Below are 21,542 nucleotides of genomic sequence, written 5' to 3' on the forward strand. Positions count from 1 at the left end.
TTTAAACTTGAAAGGAAACGATAATGGGGTATCAGGAAATTTATAATCAGTGGCTGAATCAAAAAAAACTGGATCCGGTCTTGCGGGAAGAACTTGAAAAGTTAAACGATCAGAAAGAAATTGAAGATCGCTTTTATACGGAGCTGGAATTTGGAACAGGTGGCATGCGGGGGAAAATGGGTGTTGGGATTAATCGGATGAATGTTCACACCATTGCCCGGGTGACCAGGGGATTAGGCAATTATCTGAAAAAAGAAGCGGGAAATTCAGATAAAGGGGTCGTAATCGCCTACGATTCTCGTAATAAATCGTCGGAATTTGCTCAGACTGCTGCCTGTGTTCTGGCACAGATGGGGATTAAAGCTTATCTGTTTTCAGAGCTCAGACCGACGCCTCAGTTATCTTTTGCGGTTCGTCATTTAAACGCGGCAGCTGGTATTGTGATTACCGCTTCCCATAACCCCAAAGAGTACAATGGATATAAGGTTTACGGACCGGATGGCGGGCAGATGGTAACCCAGGCAGCAGACGCTTTAATTGCTGAGATTGCCCTGCTGACTGATTACTTTGATATTGATGCAGTTTCAATTGAAGAGGGGCTTAAAAAGGCGATGATTGTGATGCTTGGTGAAGATATGGATCAGGCTTACACTAAGGCAGTTTGCGCTTATTGCAAGGAGAATCCTGATAATGCCATCAAAGTCGTCTACACTCCACTACACGGATCGGGAAACAAACCGGTACGACGTGTCTTAAAGGAACTGGCTTATAAAGATGTGATTGTTGTTCCTGAACAGGAAAATCCCGACGGTAATTTTCCAACGGCCTCTTATCCGAACCCTGAAGACCGCAAAGTATTTACGCTGGCCATGAAGCTGGCTGACCAGGTGAGTGCTGATGTGATTATTGGGACCGACCCCGACTGTGACCGGGTCGGTGTGGTCTGTCGTGATTCTGATGGAGAATTTGTAGTACTGACTGGTAATCAGACTGGGGCACTGCTGGTGGATTATTACCTGAAAACCAGAACAGACTTGCCTGACAACAAGGTTGTCATAAAAACGATTGTGACCAGTGAATTGGGTGCCCTGGTGGCAAAATCTTATGGTGCTGCAGTTTTAGATGTATTGACAGGATTTAAATATATAGGAGAATACATAACGGAGTTTGAAAAAACTCATGAATATACTTTTGCTTTTGGCTATGAAGAAAGTTACGGTTACCTGGCTGGAAATTATGCCAGAGATAAGGATGCGGTCATTGCTTCAGCTCTCGTGTGTGAAATGACCAGCTATTATAAAAAACAGGGTCTAACCCTTTACGAAGCACTGATAGCGCTTTTTGAAAAGCACGGTTATTTTGAAGAAGGTATTGAAGCCATTGCTTTAGATGGGATTGAAGGCAAAGCGAAGATTACTGCCATTATGGAAAGCTTTAGAGCGCTGAATATAACGGAAATGGCTGACATGCAGCTGGTTAAAACGACTGATTATCAGTCAGGCTTTGCTAAAGATTTAAAAGCCGGGACCGAAGAAGCAGTTAAGTTACCAAAGTCCAACGTTCTTAAATTCATGTTTGACGACGCTTCATGGTTTGCCCTGCGGCCATCCGGAACTGAGCCTAAGCTGAAGATCTATTTTTCAGCGACAGGTAAAACTAAAGAGGAAGCGGTTAATAAAAAAGAAAAGCTTAAAGAAGAAGTTTTGACATTGATTGGATAAAGACTTTGAAATGCTGGAAACCTTAAACCAGACAGATGAGGGTCTTAAAGATACTCTAGTCAAAAGTAAACAAAACAATAAAAAAGAAATCCGAATCGGATTTCTTTTTTATTTATTCGCTGCTTGTAATGTTAGCCTGACTGTAATCTTCAGTAGGGACAGTTTCATCGATATAGGCCTCATCACTACCGCTATCATCAGCATCTACATAAGGGTCACTATCTAATGGTGGCTCATAGGACTCTTCATCATCGTAGGACGAGTCAGATTCGTCTGAATAATCGTCAGAGTAGTCATCTGAATAATCGTCAGATGAATCGTCATAATAGTAATCTTCATCATCCGAGTAATCACTTTCGGTATCATCTTCGTAATAAGTGGTCGAATCATCTTCATAGGATGAAGAGGTACCGCCCCAGGACCCGTAGTTGGCATAGGATTCAATGGAATCACTGATTTCTTTGACCCGCTCAGAGGGGGTATAAGAAGTATAGCCGCTGTTGTTAGTAGTTGTCGTGGTTGAACTGCTTGAACCGCTACTTTCAGTCGAGCTTGAAAGATCTGAGCTAACCCGATTGGATGTAATATTTCCTGAATTAGTTGTGCTGTCAGTGGCAGTTGTGTCTGTTGAAACAGAGCTGTCAGTAGTCGTAGATGTGCTCGTATCGGTAGTTTCGTTTACTATTGGACCGTAAATAAAATCGTGCAGTTCAATGACATTATCGTAGAGTGTATTAGGGATGACATAGGAGATGCCATCAATCATGTCAGTATAGACATTGGCGTCTGTTGGAATTCTAAACTCATAGAAAGCCTGGTTTTCGGCAGTTAAAAAGGCTTTAGCATAAGATGTAATCTCACTGAGGTCAAGGGTTGTCTGGACATAGGGATAAATTTTTCCCATCAGGTTGACGGCTGTGAGCATATCCATCTGAAAGGCTTTATCGACAATTGCTCCGACCACTTCACGCTGTCTTTCAGTTCGGTAGAAATCATTATCACTGTAGCGATTTCTTGCATAAGCCAGAGCTTGGACACCAGTTACGGTCTGTACGCCAGTTTCGGTCAGCTTGGGATCAGCTTTGCCGACTTTGTCATTGACGTCATCAATATATTTATTGGTCCATTCAAGGATATCTTCGCTTTGAACATTAATTTCAACTCCACCCAGGGCATCTACGGTATCTACCATACAGTCAAAATTGACAATTACATAATCCTTGATATTCATGTCAAAATTCTCGTTCAAGGTCTTAACGGCTAATTCCGGACCGCCATAAGCATAGGCAGCATTGATTTTTTCTAGGGATTCATATTTATCATCAGTTTCCGGGATATAAGCCAGGAGGTCACGCATAATCGAGGTGACTTTGACAGTTCCGGTTCTAAAATCCAGGGAAACAATCATAATCGTATCAGATCGATCACCTTCCACATCACTTCGACCGTCAATACCAAAAACAGCGACATTGACAGTATCAATATCCAGGTCATAATTAACATTCAGTTCCGATTCTTCAAGTTTTGGTGCTGATACAATTTCATTTATCTGATAAAGGGTGTTATATCCATAAACTAATCCGGCGCCAATTACCGACACAAGAAGAAAAAGAACGACTAGAGCGATCTTCTTTTTCATAAAAATCCTTTCATTATAAAGTACCTAATTTCACCTGTGTATCATACACAGAGATGCTTAATTTTTCATTGAATATTTGATTAGAAATCTAAAAAAATTATAATTTAGATGATATTTTGTTGTATTTGGGATATGATATTTTACATAATATGATAACATAGTTTTCAAATAAATGCAGAAATTCTTTAGGAAAGTCTTTATTAAACATAAAAAAATAGACTTTTAAAAGCTGATGAAGTATAATGACAATGAATTTTTATGGCTTTTAGCAAGTACTCTAAGAAATCAGGTGAATTTATGAAAGTTTTAATTACTGGTTCAAATGGTCAGTTAGGAAGAGAGCTAAGTATTCAGTTAAAAGAAAAAGGGATTGATTTTGTCGGTTATGATACACCGGAAATGGATATTACCGATAAAGAAAAAACAGCAGCAATCCTTAAAAAAGAAAATCCGACGATTATTTTAAATTGTGGAGCCTTGACCAATGTGGACGGTTGTGAAACCAATCGTGAACTGGCGATGGCAGTTAATGCCAAAGGGCCGAAAAATGTAGCGGAGTTGGCAAAAGAGATGGATATCACCCTCTTGCAGGTTTCTACCGATTATGTTTTTGACGGTGATGGGATAACCGAAAATGGCGCATTAAGAGCCTACGTTGAAAGTGATCCAATCGATCCTAAAACGGTTTATGGGGTATCTAAAGCAGCTGGAGAAAAAGCAGTAATGGAGATTGCTCCCAAATTTTTTATTATCAGAACAGCCTGGCTGTATGGCGATGGCAATAATTTTGTTAAAACCATGCTTGATCTGGCAGCTAAACATCCTAAACTGACGGTTGTTGATGACCAGCTAGGCTCTCCTACCAGTACAGTTGATCTGGCCAGAGCGATCATTGATTTGATGCAGACGGAAAGTTATGGAATTTATCATGGCACCTGCGAAGGTCAGTGCAGCTGGTATGATTTTGCATGCGAAATTTTCAGACTGTCAGGGATCGATATCCCAGTGGAGCCGGTAACCTCAGAAGAGTTTGTCCGACCTGCACCTCGACCTAAATTTTCAGTGCTTGAGAACAAGGGGCTTAATGACCTGGGTTTAAATACCTTTAGAGATTGGCATGTAGCTCTGGAAGAATATATAGAAAAACTTAATAATTAACAAAGAAGAGAGGCAAGAATGAAAGGAATTATTTTGGCAGGCGGTTCAGGAACCCGTCTATATCCTATTACACAGGCAGTTTCCAAACAACTTTTACCGATTTATGACAAACCGATGATTTATTATCCATTGGCAACACTGATGCTGGCAGGAATCAGGGAAATCCTGATTATCTCGACTCCGCATGATCTGCCGATGTTTGAGCGTTTGTTTGGGACTGGGGAAAGTCTGGGTCTGGAGTTTTCATACGCTGTACAGGAAGCACCGAACGGATTGGCAGAAGCCTTTATCATCGGCGAAGAGTTTATTGGGGATGATCAGGTAGCCTTAGTTTTGGGCGATAATATTTTTTATGGTCAGGGTTTTACAGGGGCGATCACAAGCGCAGCTGATCTTTCTGAAGGCGCGGTTATCTTTGGCTACCCAGTAACTGATCCGGAACGGTACGGTGTAGTTGAGTTTGATCAAGACGGGAAAGTGGTTTCCATCGAAGAAAAACCGGAGCAACCCAAGTCACATTTTGCGGTACCGGGTCTTTATTTCTATGATAATCAGGTAGTGGAAATTGCCAAAAATATTAAACCTTCAGCTCGTGGTGAGTTGGAGATCACAACCGTTAATGAAACCTATTTGCAACGGGGAAACTTACGGGTGGAACTGTTTGGCAGAGGGATGGCATGGCTGGATACCGGCACCCATGACAGCTTAATTGAAGCGTCTAACTTTGTTGAAACTATCCAGAAGCGACAAGGGCTTTATGTGGCCTGTATTGAAGAGATTGCCTATAGACGTAAATTTATCAATAAAGATCAGTTGATTAAGCTGGCAGAACCCCTTAAGAAAACTGCTTACGGCCAGTATCTGCTGCAATGTGCTAGAGAGATAGAGGGTTAAGATGGCCAAGATTAATGTAATAGAAACTAAGATCGAGGGCTTGGTGATCATCGAGCCATCAGTGTTTGGTGATGAACGCGGCTATTTTATGGAAACCTACAATGAAGAGGAATTTCATAAAGCTGGTTTGACCATGCGTTTTGTTCAGGATAATGAATCAAAGTCCAGTAGAGGGGTTTTAAGAGGGCTTCACTTTCAGACTAAATTTTCTCAGGGGAAATTGGTTCGAGTCACTCGTGGTGAGGTTTTTGATGTGGCAGTGGACCTGCGTGAAGGGTCTAAAACTTATGGCCAATGGGATGCTGTACTCCTGACTGAAGAAAACAAGACAATGTTTTATGTTCCTGAAGGTTTCGCTCATGGTTTTATGGTTGTTTCTGATGAAGCGGTTTTTAATTATAAGTGCACAAATTTCTATGCGCCGGAATATGATGGCGGCATCCGTTTTGATGACCCGGATGTGGGAATTGAATGGCCTCTTGATAAGGTGGACGAAGTACTTTTATCAGAGAAAGACGGAAAACTGCCCTATCTAAAAGATATCAGAGACAGTTTGCGATTTGAATAAGGAAAGGACATAAAATGAAAACAATATTAGTAACCGGCGGCGCCGGCTTTATCGGATCGAGCTTTGTTCGCTATATGTTAAGTGCCCACCCGGAGGATCAGATTGTCAATCTTGATGCTCTGACTTATGCCGGAAATCTTGAAAATTTGAAGGATATTGAAGGCAATCCTAATTATATTTTTGAAAAAGGGGACATCGCCGATTCTTCCTTTGTTGAAGGACTTTTTGAAAAATATGATTTTGATGTAGTCGTAAATTTTGCGGCTGAATCCCATGTGGATCGAAGTATTGAAGATCCGGAAATTTTTATTAAAACCAATGTAATGGGGACCCAAATTCTTCTGGATGCAGCCAAAAAGAAATGGATGACCGGTAAAGACGAGTTTGGTTATCCAACCTATCGGGAAGGTGTTCGTTATCATCAGGTGTCTACTGATGAAGTGTACGGTGCGCTGGGAAAAACTGGGATGTTTACTGAATCCACACCGCTTGCTCCTAATAGCCCTTATTCGGCATCGAAAGCGGCGGCGGATATGATTGTCAGAGCTTATGGACAGACTTTTAAAATGCCTGTGACCATTAGCCGTTGCTCGAATAATTATGGCCCCTACCATTTCCCGGAAAAATTAATTCCATTAATGATTTCTAATGTGGTAGCCCTAAAAAGCCTGCCGGTTTATGGTGACGGGATGCAGATCCGTGACTGGCTGCATGTGAAGGATCACTGCAGCGGCATTGATACTGTTTTGCAAAAGGGAAAACCAGGTGAGGTTTATAATATTGGAGGAAACAATGAGAAAGCCAATATTGAAATTGTTAACCTGATCATCGAAAACGTAGGTGAGAAATTAAAATCGGGTAACTATCCCATCGACAATGATGGCAGCCAAATCAATCAGGATTTGATTACTTATGTAGAGGACCGACTGGGTCATGACAGACGTTATGCTATTGATAATACGAAGATTACAACGGAGCTTGGTTGGGAGCCGTCCTATACCTTCGAAGAAGGCATTGTTGAAACGATTGAATGGTATCTGAATAATCAGGACTGGCTGAAACAGGTGCAGTCTGGCGATTATCAGGATTATTATGAACGGATGTATTCGAAGAAATAATATTTTTAGATAGGCTTATTGGGGAGAAGTGGCTCAATAAGTTTATCTGTTTTAATAAAGAAGCTAGAGGTGATTTTTTGGACAATAAAACCATGATGACAAAAAAATCAGACAAAAAAAATGAAATAAAAGGATATTTTCAGAAGTTTTTTAAATATCGGCACTTGTTGCGGGAATTGGTCAGCAGAGATATAAAAGTTAAGTATCGGAGATCCGTGCTTGGAATACTGTGGAGTGTTTTGAACCCCTTATTAATGATGCTGGTAATAACAGCAGTGTTTTCATCAATATTCAGATTTGATATAGAAAACTTTCCAGCCTATTATTTGACGGGGTCATTAATTTTTGGATTTGTTTCTGAATCAACGATGGGATCATGCGGAGCGATTATTGAAGGGGCTTCATTAATTAAAAAAGTGTACATACCTAAGTATGTATTTCCCCTGGAAAAAATATTATTTGCTTTTGTAAATGCTTTGTTTTCTTTAATTGCGGTAGCGATAGTCCTGTTAATTTTAAGAGTACCGGTAAGCTGGACGATTATCCTTTTCCCAATTCCATTGATATATGCGCTGGTTTTTTGCGTTGGACTTGGCCTGGTATTATCCACTTTGAATGTATTTTTCAGAGATGTGGGGCATTTATGGGGAGTATGGATTACGGCCTGGATGTATTTAACACCGATCATCTATCCTATCGATATTCTACCGGATTTTATGAAAAAAATTATTAGTTTTAATCCGCTGACTCATTTTGTTAGTTACTTTAGAGAGGTTATTCTCTATGGAACTGTTCCGGGAGTAAGGGAGAATCTAATATGCTGTGCATTTTCTTTGAGCTTTTTATTGTTGGGGACTATATTTTTCAAAAGGAACCAGGATAAGTTTATTCTGCACATATAAAGAGGTGAAAAATTGAAGAATATAATCGAAGTAAATAATGTCACAATGAAATTTAATATGGCTAATGAGAAGATTGACGGCATAAAAGAGTATTTTATCAAACTGAGTAAAAGAGAATTGTATTACAATGAATTTATTGCCTTGAATAATATCAGTGTCAATATTGAAAAAGGGGACGTCTTTGGAATTGTTGGATTAAATGGTTCCGGCAAAAGTACGCTCTTGAAAATTATCTCAGGAATATTAAAGCCGTCAAGCGGATCAGTCGAAGTCAGGGGCAGTATTTCTCCTTTAATTGAATTGGGCGCCGGTTTTGATTTTAATTTAACAGCAAGAGAAAATGTAATACTTAATGGCCTGGTTTTAGGTTATACAAAAAAACAAATGCAGGACAGGATGGATGAAATTATTGAATTTTCGGAGTTGCAGGAATTTATGAACGTAGCGGTAAAAAACTTTTCGTCAGGAATGATCGCACGTTTAGGTTTTGCAATTGCTACTTCAGTAAGACCGGAGATATTAATTGTTGACGAGATTCTATCTGTAGGCGATTTTTTATTTCAGAAAAAATGCGAAGAGAGAATGGCAAATATGATGGCTGGTGGAACGACAGTTATCATCGTATCACATTCAATTGATCAAATTGAAAGACTTTGTAAACACGTTTTGTGGATAGAAAAAGGCCACATGGTGATGCAGGGTGAAGCACTAGAGGTATGTGATGCATATAAAAAAAGCTCCAAGTAAATAAAGGTCAGATTTTAATATTTGCAATAAAAATGTAGAAATTTATAAGCGTGAAAGGCATATAATATGAAAGAAAAATCAGTCATACGGTATTCAATTGATTCTATATTGAAGAAAAATGGTAATGTATTGGTAACCGGCTGGGCTTATGACAGTATCAGCAATACTCCGGTCGAATTGTCGCTGTTGGAGGACAGCTCGGCGGGTGTAGCCTTTAAACGGATGCATCGGGTGGATGTTAATCAGAAGTGCAAAATTGAAGAAAATGTAAAGATCGGGTTTGAAATTATTTTTGATATGACCTGGTGGAAAAAGAAGACAAAATTAAAGCTGACAACTGCAAATCAGTCGAGCTATGAGCTGGTAAACCTGAGTTTGAATAGAGAAGTTGACTTTACAGGCAATACATTAAGATCGAAAATCAGTCTTAATGCTAAAAAAGTGGCTTTGGGCGCTAAATATTTCTATAACAATGGTTTAAAAGATACGGCCAGACGAATAAAGTCGGAAATCAGCTATGAATTTTTGGAAGACTACAAAAAATGGATTGAAGCCAACGAAAAGTATGATGCTGAAGAGGTAATGGAGAGCATTGACCATTTTGAAAAGAAACCAATGATATCTATCATACTGCCAGTGTATAACACTGAGGAAAAATGGTTGAGAAAATGCATTGAGTCGGTGCGCCGGCAATATTATACAAATTGGGAATTATGTATTGCAGATGACAATTCCAGCCAGAATCATGTTAAGCAGGTACTTGAAGAGTATAAAAAAACGGATAGTAGAATTAAAGTAGTCTATCGAGATAATAATGGACACATTTCAGAATCATCAAATTCAGCTTTGGAAATTGCTGAGGGCGAATATGTAGCTTTTCTGGACCATGATGACATATTGGCACCGTTTGCCTTATATCAAATGGTCAAAGAAGTTAATAAACATGATGAAGCTGATATTATTTACTCTGACGAGGATAAAATAAATAAATTTGAAAAGCGAAGCAAGCCTTTTTTCAAGCCGGATTGGTCGCCTGATACATTGATGTCGCAAAATTATATTTGCCATTTTCTGATGATTAAACGAACACTGGTGGAGGAAGTCGGCGGCTTCCGTGCCGGTTATGAAGGCGCACAGGATCATGATTTAGTCCTGAGATGTACAGAAAAAACAAAAAATATTTACCATGTTCCGGAAGTGCTTTATCATTGGAGAATGATAGATAGTTCAACTGCCAGAAATCCTAAAGCGAAAACATATGCTTTTGATGCAGGCAAAAAGGCCGTCGAGTCAGCGCTTTTAAGACGAAACATCAAAGGAACAGTTACGAGTGGAAAAATGATGGGAACTTATACGGTAACTTACGATATTATCGGAAATCCCAAAGTATCTATCCTGATTCCGACAAAAGACCATGCTAAAGATTTAAAAATCTGTCTTGAATCGATCTTGAAGAAAACAAAATATGAAAATTTTGAAATCATCATTATCGATAACGGAAGCAAGCAGGAAGAAACCTTTGCTTTGTTTGAACATTATAAACAGATATTAAAAGAACGCTTTATTGTTTTGGATTTAGATGTACCGTTTAATTATTCTTTCCTTAACAACGAAGGGGTGAAAAAAGCGACTGGTGACTATGTCCTCTTGCTTAATAATGATATTCAGATTCTGACTGACAGCTGGTTGGAAAAAATGTTGGGATATGCCCAGCAGGAACATATTGGTGCGGTTGGGGCAAAATTATACTATAAAGATGGAACTGTACAGCATTCGGGTGTTGTAATTGGTCTTGGTGGCGTTGCAGGACACAGTCATAAATACTATAGCGGTAAAAATACAGGCTATTTTAACCGACTGACTATTGACTCGAACTATGCTGGTGTGACCGGTGCTTGTCTTTTGGTTGAGAAGAATAAATTTTTGGCGATGGAAGGACTCGACGCAGAGAATTTATCGATTGCCTTTAATGATGTGGATTTTTGTCTCAAATTAATCGATAGTGGTTATTACAATGTTTGTTTGACCCAAGTGGAATGTATTCATTATGAATCAAAATCACGAGGGAAAGAAGATACTAAAGAAAAACAGGAACGTTTTGAAAGAGAAATCATCTTTATGAAAAACAAATGGGGTAAATATATTATGGGTGACCCATTCTATAATAAAAATTTAACGATGGATCGAGAAGATTTTAGTATGAACCGGAATTTTTAAAAAATTCAAATGGTTTTTTAAGAAAAAAGAGATAGAATATCTGTGTAGCTTATTATTTTGGATATTGTCAAAAAGTTTTAATTAAGGTAGACAGTGAAGCCCTCATCGTATGGTAAAGATGAGGGCTTTGTTAAGTCAGAGATATAGACAAAATGTAACAAATGAAAACAAATAAATTGACGCTTGGATTTTTTCGTGATATGATCGCTGCAAATAATAGAGAAAATTTGAAATAAAATGATGCCTTAAGGCGTTAACTTGATAGTAATTGCAAAAAGGATCGGAAGAATAAGGCAATGCCTGCGCTTAAGTAAAATAATTTGCAATTAACCATTAATATAATAAAGGAGAATAAAAGTGAATACGACAAAGGGAATGAAGCGGCAATGGCTCATTCCAATTATTTTAATTACGTTAATTGCGGTGATACTGCCTCAATACAGTGCAAGTCAGACAGTGCAGGCCAGCGGGGCGACAATTGTGGTTAATCCCGGACATTTGGATGGGGTAGATCCCGGAGCGGTGAACTCATCTCTGGGAATCCGGGAAGTGGATGTGAATAACGCTTTAGCTATCAAGGTTGTAACAACGTTGAGAAATGCCGGCTATAACGCCATGTTAAGTCATCCGATTCCCAACAACCCGGGTCTTCCTACGCTTTTGTCCAGTGTCCCGGATTATAATGTATACTCCACGACAATCTGCAATACTGCCAATGAAATAGACGCAGACCTTCTAATCAGTATTCATCATAATTCTGGATCTTCTTCCAGCAGCGGGGTTGAACTTTATTGGTCCAGCTATCATCCTTCTGTTGATAATGATGGGATTTATCAGGCTTATGGGCTTTGGTCCGGTGGAGTTTCTGCAGATTTAGACAGTACACCGCCAGCGATTGCAGTGGAATCCAAAGATTTGGCAGTCTTGTTTAATTCATATTTCAAAAACCTGGGTTATGTTCCGTCCAATGGTCGGATTATTGAACGGGATGATGCCATTACCAGAAAAACCAGTATGCCTTCAGTACTGATTGAAGCGGGTTATCTTTCAAATAGTTCGGAAGCTCAGAAACTTACAAATGCTTCCAATCAACAGAAAATGGCGGATCAGATTCTGGCAGCTATCAATGAATGGATGGCTATTGTTCAACCAATGACTGCCGATTCAGTGAGTGCTAAGGTCAGCAATCAGACGATTACGGCTACAGTCAGTGGGATAACAGCTCCTAACGGAATCAGCAATATCTACTTTCCGACCTGGAGTGAAAAAGGTGGGCAGGATGATCTGTTCTGGTATAAGGGTATCAAACAGAGCGATGGTTCCTATAAAGTGGAAATTGATATAAGCAAACATAATGGCGATAGTGGCAATTATTTAATCCACTGTTATGGTGAGGATAAATCGGGTAAAACGACTTTCCTCGGCTCAACTGCGGCAACTATTGGGGAGTCGAGGTCCGATCCAATGTCAGCTGAAGCGGTCACTGCTACAGCTGAAGATGGAATTATCAGTGTATCACTAACTGGAATAACATCGCCAAATGGATTGACTAAAGTTTTAGTACCAACCTGGAGTGAAAAAGACGGACAGGATGACCTGGTTTGGTATGAGGCGAAAAAACAGAGTGATGGCAGTTACAAAGTGGAAATCGATACGGCTGATCACAAGCAGACAACAGGCAAATATATTATTCACTGCTATGGTGTTGATAATTATGGAACGACGACCTTTTTAGGAGCGGAAACGGTACAAGTTGGGACAATAATGGCAGCCAGTACGGTACAGGTTGAACTATCTGGTTCTGAAATTACAGTTAAACTCGGTGGGATTTCGGCCCCTAATGGTTTGGCGCGATTACTGGTTCCGACCTGGAGTGATAAAGACGGACAGGATGATTTAATCTGGTACGAGGCGAAAAAGCAGAGTGACGGATCTTATCAGCTGACCATTGATATTAAGGACCATAAAGGGGATAGTGGTGTGTATAATATCCACTGTTATGGCGTTGATAATGACGGCGAGTACGTCTTGTTGGCTACAAAAACGATTGATGTAAGCAGTGTGGAAGCGCCGGAAGAAGTACCAGAGGAAATGATAGCCGATTCAGTTTCAGCCAGTCTTTTGGGTAAGGAAATGACGGTCTCTATTGAAGGGGTCGTTGCCCCCAACGGAATAAAAGAAATTCTGGTACCAACATGGAGTGAAGTAAATGGGCAGGACGATCTGGTCTGGTATAAGGCCGAGGAAATCGATGAGGAGACCTATGAACTGATAGTTGATGTCGATGACCATAACGGTGATATCGGAAACTATCATTTCCATGTTTATGGAGTGGAAACCGATGGTTCGATTGTATTTTTAGGCGCGGCAACAGAGGAAATGCCTGAGCTTATACCGATTGCGGGCGATCCGCAGGTGACCGTTGATCAGCTGGTTGAAGCTTATGAAGACAGCGGGAAGACTTTTCCGGCGCTGTATATTGAGCGTGGAGTGGATTTAGAGACTTTCTGCCAGCTGTATTACGATGAAGCTGTGGCGGAAGGAATCCGACCGGAAGTGGCCTTTGCTCAGATGCTACTGGAAACCGGCTATCTTCAGTATGGTGGACAGGTAAAGGTGACGCAATTTAATTTTGCAGGTCTGGGTGCTGTAGATGGTGGAACTGGCGGATTCGATTTTGCTAAAGCTTACGGAGATGATAAAACCGGGATTCAAATGGGAATCCGTGGACATATTCAGCATTTAAAATGCTACGCTAACGATAAAGACCTGACCAATGAGAACGTTGATCCGCGATGGAATGAAAAGCTGCGTGGAAAAGCCGAATATCTTTACTGGTTAAGTATTCCTAATAATCCTTACGGAACAGGCTGGGCCTCTGACCCTAATTATGGAATTAAACTGAAAAATAAAATTAAGGACATAATGGAATAGCATCAATGCCGTGGCCTTGCGGGGAACATAATTTGTTCCTCTGGCAAGGGCGGCATTTTTTCGTATGAATTGGGTCAAGAAAAAAGTTTGTTTTTTAGACGATAAAAATTATGTGACAGTCATATATTTAAATAGCTTTAATGAATAATTCTTGAAATAAAGGAGAACGCTGTCAGTGAGGAATGAAATAAAGGTGATAAAAAAAATATTGCCGATGATTATTGTTTTTACGTTATTTTTAACGGGGTCTGTTTTAGCGATTGAAACTGATGCAGGGGATATCACTTCAGAAGTAATTGAGACAGAAAACAGTTATAGTCTTGTAATCAGTGAAGCTGGAGGCAATCAGTTTCAGGTCAAAACAGTTGGCTTGAGCGATGAAGAAAATATTAACACAGTCACTTTTCCTGTCTGGACAGAAAGAAATGGTCAGGATGATATAATCTGGTACAATGGTGAATTGCAGAGTGATGGTGAGTATGCGCTTAAGGTTTCAATCAGCGACCATCATTTTGAAACCGGAATGTATCATATCCATTGTTATATCGCAAAAAGGGATGGGACTATTCTGCCTGTACTGACCAAACAGTTTCAAAAAGAAAAAACAAATTTTCAGATTGATGATCAAACGGTTATAGGTGATCAATATAATATTTTCTTTTCGGGAGTCAATAGCATTAATGGTGTCCAAGAGGTCTTAATCCCGACCTGGAGTGAAAGCGGAGGTCAGGATGATATACGCTGGGAAAAGGCGGATTATATCGGTGCAAACAGCTGGAAAGTCAGTATCAATCTTTCAAACTACCAAAAAAGCTATGATCGATATTTAAGTCATATTTATTTAAAAGATTTAGATGGAAATTTAAATTTTCTTGGACAGACAAAAGAAACTATTGATAACCCATTTTTGACGGAGTCTGTGAGCAGTAATCTATCACCTGATACAGAAAATATGAGATTTACCGTTTCAACCGCTAATCTTTCCACAAAAGCGGGGGTTAAGGACGTATATTTTGCTGTTTGGACAGAACGTAACGGTCAGGATGAAATTAAATGGCTGGCGGGGACAAAAGTCGGAAATGAGTATCAGGCTGAGGTCAAACTTGAAGAGCATAACTTCGAAACTGGGAAATATAGTGTTCATACATATGTTTATGGTAGAGAAAATGAAATAATTTCGGTTGGGGCAGAAAGTCTTTCGGTTGAGAAGGCCACACCGATTATTGAATATGATAAGGCTGTTCTCGATAATATTTATAAAGTCAGGATAAAAGATGTCTCCAGCAGCAAGGGTGTTAATGCGGTTTTTCTGCCTACCTGGAGTCTAGATGGCGGACAGGATGACCTGCACTTTGAGCTGGCTTCATATCTTGGTGACAATACCTGGGAGGCAACAATTGATCTGGAAAAATATAATCATGTAGTAGATACATTTCCAACGCATGGTTATATTCAGAATCAGGAGGGGGGAATGGAATATCAAACTTGCAGTAACAAAGTGATTACTCAGGATACCAGAACACTCTATGGTTTTTTTGCCTATCCGGTCAGCAAAAGCTACAAACCAAATGCCTCAGATCCGACTGACTGGTTTGGGCCAAGATGGGGTGATATTCATGAAGGAGTTGATATACCGGCTCCCTACTACGCAAAATGTTATTCAGTTTGCAATGGTGTGGTGGAAAAAGCCGGATATTTTATGGGTTATGGCCGCTACATTAGAATCAGAACGGTAGACAGGTATGGTGAATCGGTATCATTCTTTTATGGTCATCTGCAGGAGATTAACGTTAGTGTCGGACAGACTGTTTCGGAAGGCCAGGTTATTGGTTCGGTCGGAGGGTCGGGCTATAACAGCCAGAAAATTTATGTGGATAATGCCTATGGTCCACACCTCCACTTTGGGGCCATTGCCAATGCTGATGATGCCTGTGTCAATCCAGAAATTTGGATCAATTTTCACAATCCGTATAGTAATCGATGAAAAATATGGAAACTTATTAAATCTGAACAAGAATATTTTTAAAGAATGTGGTATAATAGGCTGAAATTTTTAACAAGGGAAGAAGAATGGGTATAGACGTTTCAATTATCATTCCAAATTTTAATGGAGAAAAGTATATTGCCAACTGTATCGATAGTTTACTGCAACAGTGCTATAACGATACAATGGAAATTATTGTGGTGGACGATTGTTCATCAGATCAGAGCCGGGAGATTATTAAAAAATATCATCAGGTTAAACTGATTGAGAATCAGCAGAATTATGGCTTTGCCAAGTCTGTAAACAGAGGGATCTGTGCGAGTAAAGGGAAATTTTGTCTTTTACTGAATAATGATGTCGTTGTGGAGCCGGAATTTGTTCATGCGCTGTATAAGCATATTTTAAAAAGACGGGATGCATTTTCCGTGAGCTCTAAAATGATCCGATATTATGAACGGGATAAGCTGGATGACACCGGTGATTTCTATAATATTTTTGGCTGGGCCTACAAACGCGGGGATGGGAAGGCGGTGGAGTCCTATGAAGAATCCACCCAGGTTTTTAGTTCCTGTGCCGGGGCAGCGATTTATCGCCGCTCAGTATTAAATGAAATAGGTCTGTTTGATGAGTCGTTTTTTGCTTACCTTGAGGATGTTGATCTTTCCTATCGCGGACTGATCAACGGTTATTCCAATTATTATGCACCGGAAGCGGTCTGCTACCATATTGGCAGTGCCACGACAGCGGATGGTCAGAAATACAGTCCCTTCAAGGTGAAGATATCAGCTAGAAATAACGTTTATCTGGCATATAAAAACATGCCGCTTTTACAGCTGATTTTAAACAGCCCCTTCTTATTCATTGGTTTTTTGATTAAGTGGGCGCGGTTTTCTGCTGGCGGTTATGGAAAGTCATATATTGAAGGGGTAAAAGAAGGCTTTAAAAGCCTTGATAATGTTAATAAAGTGAAATTCAAGGTGGGAAACCTATTTAACTATCTTCGAATCCAGGGTTTGATGATGATGAATTTGCCCAGGCAAGTACTTGTTAAGTTCGGTAAATAGAGTCCTTTCTTTAAAAAAATGTAACGTTATGGTATAATGTAATGTCTTTGACGTTGAAAGGAATACGATGGATTTATCAATTATAATAGTACATTATAAAACTTTGGAATTGACTTCTAACTGTATCGACTCGGTGTTGAAAAGCAATCTTAAAAATATAGACCTGGAAATTATCTGTATTGATAATGCCTCAGATGACGGCAGTATTGAAGTTATCAAGAACCGGTTTCCAGACATTAAAGTGATTGAGAATAAAGAAAATCTGGGCTTTTCAAAAGCCAATAATCAGGGAATAAAAAGTTCTTCCGGGGACTATGTGCTGCTGCTGAATTCGGATACTATTGTTGAGTTTAATACACTTAAGCAGTCATTAGCTTTTATCAGGGATCATAAAAATATTGGGGCTCTGGGATGCAAAGTGGTTTTAAAAAACGGAAAGCTGGATCCGTCCTGCAAAAGAAGTTTTCCTACTCCAATGAACGGAATCTATCATCAACTGCGGTTGGATGATGCTTTCCCTGACAGTCAGCGTTTTGGCGCCTATAATCTGACCTATGTAAATGAAAATAAAACCTGTTCGGTTGACTGTATTATGGGTGCGTTTATGCTGCTACCCAGAAAAGTGATCGATACGGTTGGCCTTCTTGATGAGGATTTTTTTATGTACGGAGAAGATATCGATTGGTGTTATCGGATTAAAGAGGCTGATTATCAGATTATGTATTATCCTGAAGTACGGATATTTCATCATAAAAAGGCCAGTGGGATTGGGAAAAGAAATCCTAAAGTCATTGAAGCTTTTTATGATTCTATGGGGATATTTTTTGAAAAGCACTATCAAAATAAATATAATGGCTTGACTAAATGGGTCGTTCTAAATGGGACTGCTTTTTTAAAACACATTGCTTTGTTTAAAAACCGATGGCGACGCTAACAACATAAATTTTGTGAAAAAGCACTGGGATTGATGGAGGGAACGGGATGATAAAAAGTAATCAACGATTTTTTAATTTCATATTGGTTGTTTTTGATATGCTGGTGATCACGGGTTCCCTTTTATTAGCATGGTATCTGCGGTTTGTTTCGCCTTTTTTTACGGATGGGGTACGGACCATGAATTTCCAGGCTTATATGGGTTTACTGATATTTATTTTGCCCCTGTACTTTAGTCTGTTTCTAATTTTTGGACTTTATAAGCCCTATCGGAGACAGCACTTTTTTAAAGAATTCCGGGAAATTATTATGGCAAATATTGTAGGGATTGCCCTCTTGATGTCCATTCTTTTTGCCCAGAAAAGCATTCACTTTTCTCGAATTATGCTGGGAATGTTTTTGTTAAGTTCAGTTTTTTTTATGACGTTAGAGCGGGGCGGGATCAGAAAAATATTGAGAATGGCAAGAGAACGCGGTTTTAACATCAAGTATGTTATTATAGTAGGCGCGGGTTCTTTGGGCAATGCTTTTGCATCGAAAATTATGGGGGACCGACAACTAGGCTATAAGATTTCCGGCTATGTAGATGATTATTATCATAAAACTGAACGAAATGGTATCCCAGTCCTGGGAACCACCAAAGAAATGAATGAAATACTTGAGGAATATCGGGTTGATGAGGTGATCATTGCCCTTCCCAATACAAGTTTTAAACGGATTGACGAAGTGATCGATATCTGCGAGTATCAGGGGATAAAAACCCAGATTATCCCAGATTACTTTCATCTGATTCAGGGAACAAAGGCTTACTTTGACGAACTGGATGGAATACCCTTAATCAACACCCGTTATATTCCGCTGGATAAGCCGCTGAATAAGTTTATCAAAAGATTAGGTGATATTATTTTATCCATCCTGATTTTAATTCTGGTGTCACCAATTATGCTGGTAGCAGCAATTCTGGTAAAGGTTACTTCACCAGGTCCCATTATCTACAAACAGGTACGAGTTGGAATGGCCCGAAAAGAGTTTTTTATTTATAAATTCAGATCAATGAGGACTGAAGATTCTACAAAAACCGGTGATGTTGGCTGGACGACTGAAGATGATCCCAGAAAAACTAGATTTGGAAGTTTCATCAGGAAAACAAGTATCGATGAACTGCCCCAGTTTTTTAACGTATTGAAAGGGGATATGAGTATTGTAGGTCCCAGACCGGAGCGTCCCCATTATGTTAGTCAGTTTAAGGATGAAATTCCCAAGTACATGATTAAGCACCATGTCCGACCCGGGATTACAGGTTGGGCCCAGGTTAAGGGCTGGCGTGGAGATACCTCGATTCATAAACGGATTGAATGTGACATTGAATATATTGAAAAGTGGTCACTGTGGTTTGATTTAAAGATTTTTGTGATGACCTTTAAGGCAGTGTTTGAAAGCGGGTATTAAAAATTGAGAAAAAAGAATAGTGCTTTGACAATTATTTTAATGATTTTCATGGCAGTCACTATTTCGATTGTAATGGAATTATACTTTATGATACTTGAAAACAAAATACCGACAGATGGTATTCTGACTCCCGGCGTTCTGGCCTCCTTTGTCAGCAGTGCCGATTGGTTACGTGTTCTTTGTATTCTGAGTATTTTTATGATCATTATAATATGTGGAAAAATTTATAGTTTAAAAAAAATGGGTCAACGATTATATCAATTTCGATATCCGCTTGCGGGATGTGTCTTTTTAATTCTAGTTGCCCTGGAAATTCATGGCTCATCGATTCAATGCTGGAGCAATTACTTTCAGGGATCGACGGTTGTTTCTGAGACAATTATTGGAATACCAAGACTGATACGAAGTGATGAGTGGGCAGTCTATACACCGATGATTTTTTCCCAGTATCTCAATGGGAGCGGCGTATTTCCCTATTTTAGTGAAACCATTCGAGGAGCTTTGACTGATGCTTTTATAATTTACGGTCAGCCGGTTCTTGATCCGGCTGTTATTTTCAGACCTTTTCATTGGGGTTATTTATTTTTATCTCAAGCAAAAGGCCTTTCATTTTTCTGGATGGGGCGATTGATTGCTCTGTTTATGGTTTCCTTTGAGTATGGAATGCTTTTTACAAAAAAGAATAAAACTCTTGCTGTAACATATGCCGTATTAATCACCTGGGCGCCGATTGTTCAATGGTGGTTTGCAATAAATGGATTAGTTGAGATGCTTGTTTTTGGACAATTGGCATTGCTGATGATTGCCTTATATATGAAGACAAATAATTACTATTGGCGAAGTTTCTATGCGCTGGTGATACTAGTCTGTGCAGGTGGATATGTGTTAACATTTTATCCTTCCTGGCAGGTTCCCCTGGCTTACGTCTTTTTAGTTTTATGTGCAGGGATTGTACATGAAAATTGGAAGCAGTTTCAATGGGGAAAAAGGGATTTTATCATTTTGCTGATGGTTTTGGTTTTTCTTGGACTGGGAATGGGCTATGTATTAACAAAATCCCTCGATACAATTACAACGATATTTGGAACAGCTTATCCTGGGCAGCGTTTTGAAACAGGTGGTGGTGAAGGACATCGATTTTTCTTATACCCGGGAACATTATTTTTTGGTATTTCATCAAAAATACTGCCATATCTCAATACCTGTGAGTGGTCTGTATTTTTTGATTTTTTCCCGATGGGAATTATTTTAAGTTTTTGGGTTTTGTTTAAAGAGCGGAAAAGAGATTTTACGCTTATTATGATGCTGTTAACGACAGTAATTCTCACCCTATGGTGCACATTTGAATGGCCGGACTGGTTGGCGAAAATTACTTTATTGAGCTATACTCAGGCGATCCGGACATTTTTGGCAGTGGGATACTTAAATATATTAATATTAATCAGAACACTTTCTTTGGTGGAGCAAGAGATTAACAAGGGTATTGCGGTTATTGGAGCAATATTACTGAGTACAGTAATGACGCTGGCAGCAAGCTATTATTATGAAGGATATCTGGGAACAAAATTAGTGATTCTTGTTCTAGCCTCTTTGGCAGGTGCTTTCTATGTCATATTTAATGGTAGAAAAGTTTGGGCTAAAAAAGCCTTCCTGGCAATTAGTCTCACTGTTACCTTCATTTCCGGAATGTTTATTAACCCTATCAGTAGCGGGGTAGATGTTATTTATCAGCAGGAAATTATCTCTGAAATCCAGAATATTGCTGAAAATGATGAGGGTTTGTGGATTTTTGATTCAGGTAATGTAACGGGTATGCCGCTTATTAATATGCCAATCATGGCCGGTGCGCCGACCATTAACTCGACCAATGTTTATCCTGATTTGGAGCGTTGGGAGTTGTTGGATCCGGACCGCTCAGATATAGAAATCTATAATCGGTATGCCCATATTAGTATGAACTTAGTCGATCATAACAGTGAAACCTTATTTGAACTTACCTCTCCTGACTGTTTTACGGTTAAATTAAATGTAGAACAGTTGGAATTGCTGAGTGTGAAATATGTTTTAACGACCAGAAAGCTTGAGGAACTGGCAACAGATCAGGTTTGGTTTACGGAATTAAGCTCTGCTAACGGTTACTATATTTACCAGGTCAAATATAGCGATGGGGATGGAAAAAGTTAGTGAAAATAGAAAAGGACACCTTTAAGTTTT

15 protein-coding genes are annotated in these 21,542 nt (G+C 39.4%); 14 read left to right on the forward strand and 1 reads right to left on the reverse strand.

Annotation, left to right across the window (positions count from 1 at the left end):
• Positions 1-23: 23 nt before the first annotated feature.
• Positions 24-1,721, forward strand: coding sequence for a phospho-sugar mutase (locus tag Q5O24_01090; protein WKY47953.1), 1,698 nt, complete (start codon positions 24-26; stop codon positions 1,719-1,721).
• Between the two features lie 112 nt (positions 1,722-1,833).
• Here the strand turns inward: Q5O24_01090 and Q5O24_01095 are convergent, their stop codons facing one another.
• Positions 1,834-3,360 (reverse strand): LCP family protein, encoded by a 1,527-nt coding sequence (locus tag Q5O24_01095; GenBank protein WKY47954.1) that lies wholly within the window; start codon positions 3,358-3,360, stop codon positions 1,834-1,836.
• Positions 3,361-3,657: 297 nt separating this feature from the next.
• On the opposite strand from Q5O24_01095, the gene rfbD reads away from it, so the two are divergent.
• From rfbD to Q5O24_01160, 13 genes are all read left to right on the forward strand, one after another.
• Positions 3,658-4,518 carry a dTDP-4-dehydrorhamnose reductase gene (gene rfbD, locus Q5O24_01100; GenBank protein ID WKY47955.1) on the forward strand — a complete coding sequence of 287 codons (861 nt, stop codon included), beginning with the start codon at positions 3,658-3,660 and terminating at the stop codon, positions 4,516-4,518.
• Between the two features lie 18 nt (positions 4,519-4,536).
• Positions 4,537-5,412, forward strand: a complete 876-nt coding sequence (gene rfbA, locus Q5O24_01105; GenBank protein WKY47956.1) for a glucose-1-phosphate thymidylyltransferase RfbA — start codon at positions 4,537-4,539, stop codon at positions 5,410-5,412.
• A gap of 1 nt (position 5,413) precedes the next feature.
• On the forward strand, positions 5,414-5,980 hold the full coding sequence (rfbC, locus tag Q5O24_01110; protein WKY47957.1) for a dTDP-4-dehydrorhamnose 3,5-epimerase: 567 nt from the start codon (positions 5,414-5,416) through the stop codon (positions 5,978-5,980).
• Between the two features lie 14 nt (positions 5,981-5,994).
• Positions 5,995-7,098 carry a dTDP-glucose 4,6-dehydratase gene (rfbB, locus tag Q5O24_01115; GenBank protein ID WKY47958.1) on the forward strand — a complete coding sequence of 368 codons (1,104 nt, stop codon included), beginning with the start codon at positions 5,995-5,997 and terminating at the stop codon, positions 7,096-7,098.
• Positions 7,099-7,190: 92 nt separating this feature from the next.
• Entirely contained in the window at positions 7,191-8,000 is an 810-nt protein-coding gene (locus Q5O24_01120; GenBank protein WKY47959.1) for an ABC transporter permease, read from the forward strand.
• A 12-nt stretch (positions 8,001-8,012) separates the two neighbouring features.
• Entirely contained in the window at positions 8,013-8,747 is a 735-nt protein-coding gene (locus Q5O24_01125) for an ABC transporter ATP-binding protein (protein WKY47960.1), read from the forward strand.
• A gap of 66 nt (positions 8,748-8,813) precedes the next feature.
• Positions 8,814-10,964: a glycosyltransferase gene (locus Q5O24_01130; protein ID WKY47961.1), complete on the forward strand. Its 2,151-nt coding sequence runs from the start codon at positions 8,814-8,816 to the stop codon at positions 10,962-10,964.
• Positions 10,965-11,321: 357 nt separating this feature from the next.
• Positions 11,322-13,898 carry a GBS Bsp-like repeat-containing protein gene (locus Q5O24_01135; GenBank protein WKY47962.1) on the forward strand — a complete coding sequence of 859 codons (2,577 nt, stop codon included), beginning with the start codon at positions 11,322-11,324 and terminating at the stop codon, positions 13,896-13,898.
• Between the two features lie 193 nt (positions 13,899-14,091).
• Entirely contained in the window at positions 14,092-15,882 is a 1,791-nt protein-coding gene (locus Q5O24_01140) for a GBS Bsp-like repeat-containing protein (GenBank protein WKY47963.1), read from the forward strand.
• Between the two features lie 86 nt (positions 15,883-15,968).
• Positions 15,969-16,946: a glycosyltransferase family 2 protein gene (locus Q5O24_01145; protein WKY47964.1), complete on the forward strand. Its 978-nt coding sequence runs from the start codon at positions 15,969-15,971 to the stop codon at positions 16,944-16,946.
• 67 nt (positions 16,947-17,013) lie between these two features.
• Positions 17,014-17,880, forward strand: a complete 867-nt coding sequence (locus Q5O24_01150; GenBank protein ID WKY47965.1) for a glycosyltransferase family 2 protein — start codon at positions 17,014-17,016, stop codon at positions 17,878-17,880.
• A 47-nt stretch (positions 17,881-17,927) separates the two neighbouring features.
• A complete protein-coding gene (locus tag Q5O24_01155; GenBank protein WKY47966.1) occupies positions 17,928-19,328 on the forward strand; it encodes an undecaprenyl-phosphate glucose phosphotransferase in 1,401 nt (466 codons plus the stop codon).
• 3 nt (positions 19,329-19,331) lie between these two features.
• A complete protein-coding gene (locus Q5O24_01160; GenBank protein WKY47967.1) occupies positions 19,332-21,512 on the forward strand; it encodes a hypothetical protein in 2,181 nt (726 codons plus the stop codon).
• Positions 21,513-21,542 lie beyond the last annotated feature (30 nt).

Source organism: Eubacteriaceae bacterium ES3 (assembly GCA_030586155.1).
Classification (GTDB): domain Bacteria; phylum Bacillota; class Clostridia; order Eubacteriales; family Eubacteriaceae; genus Acetobacterium.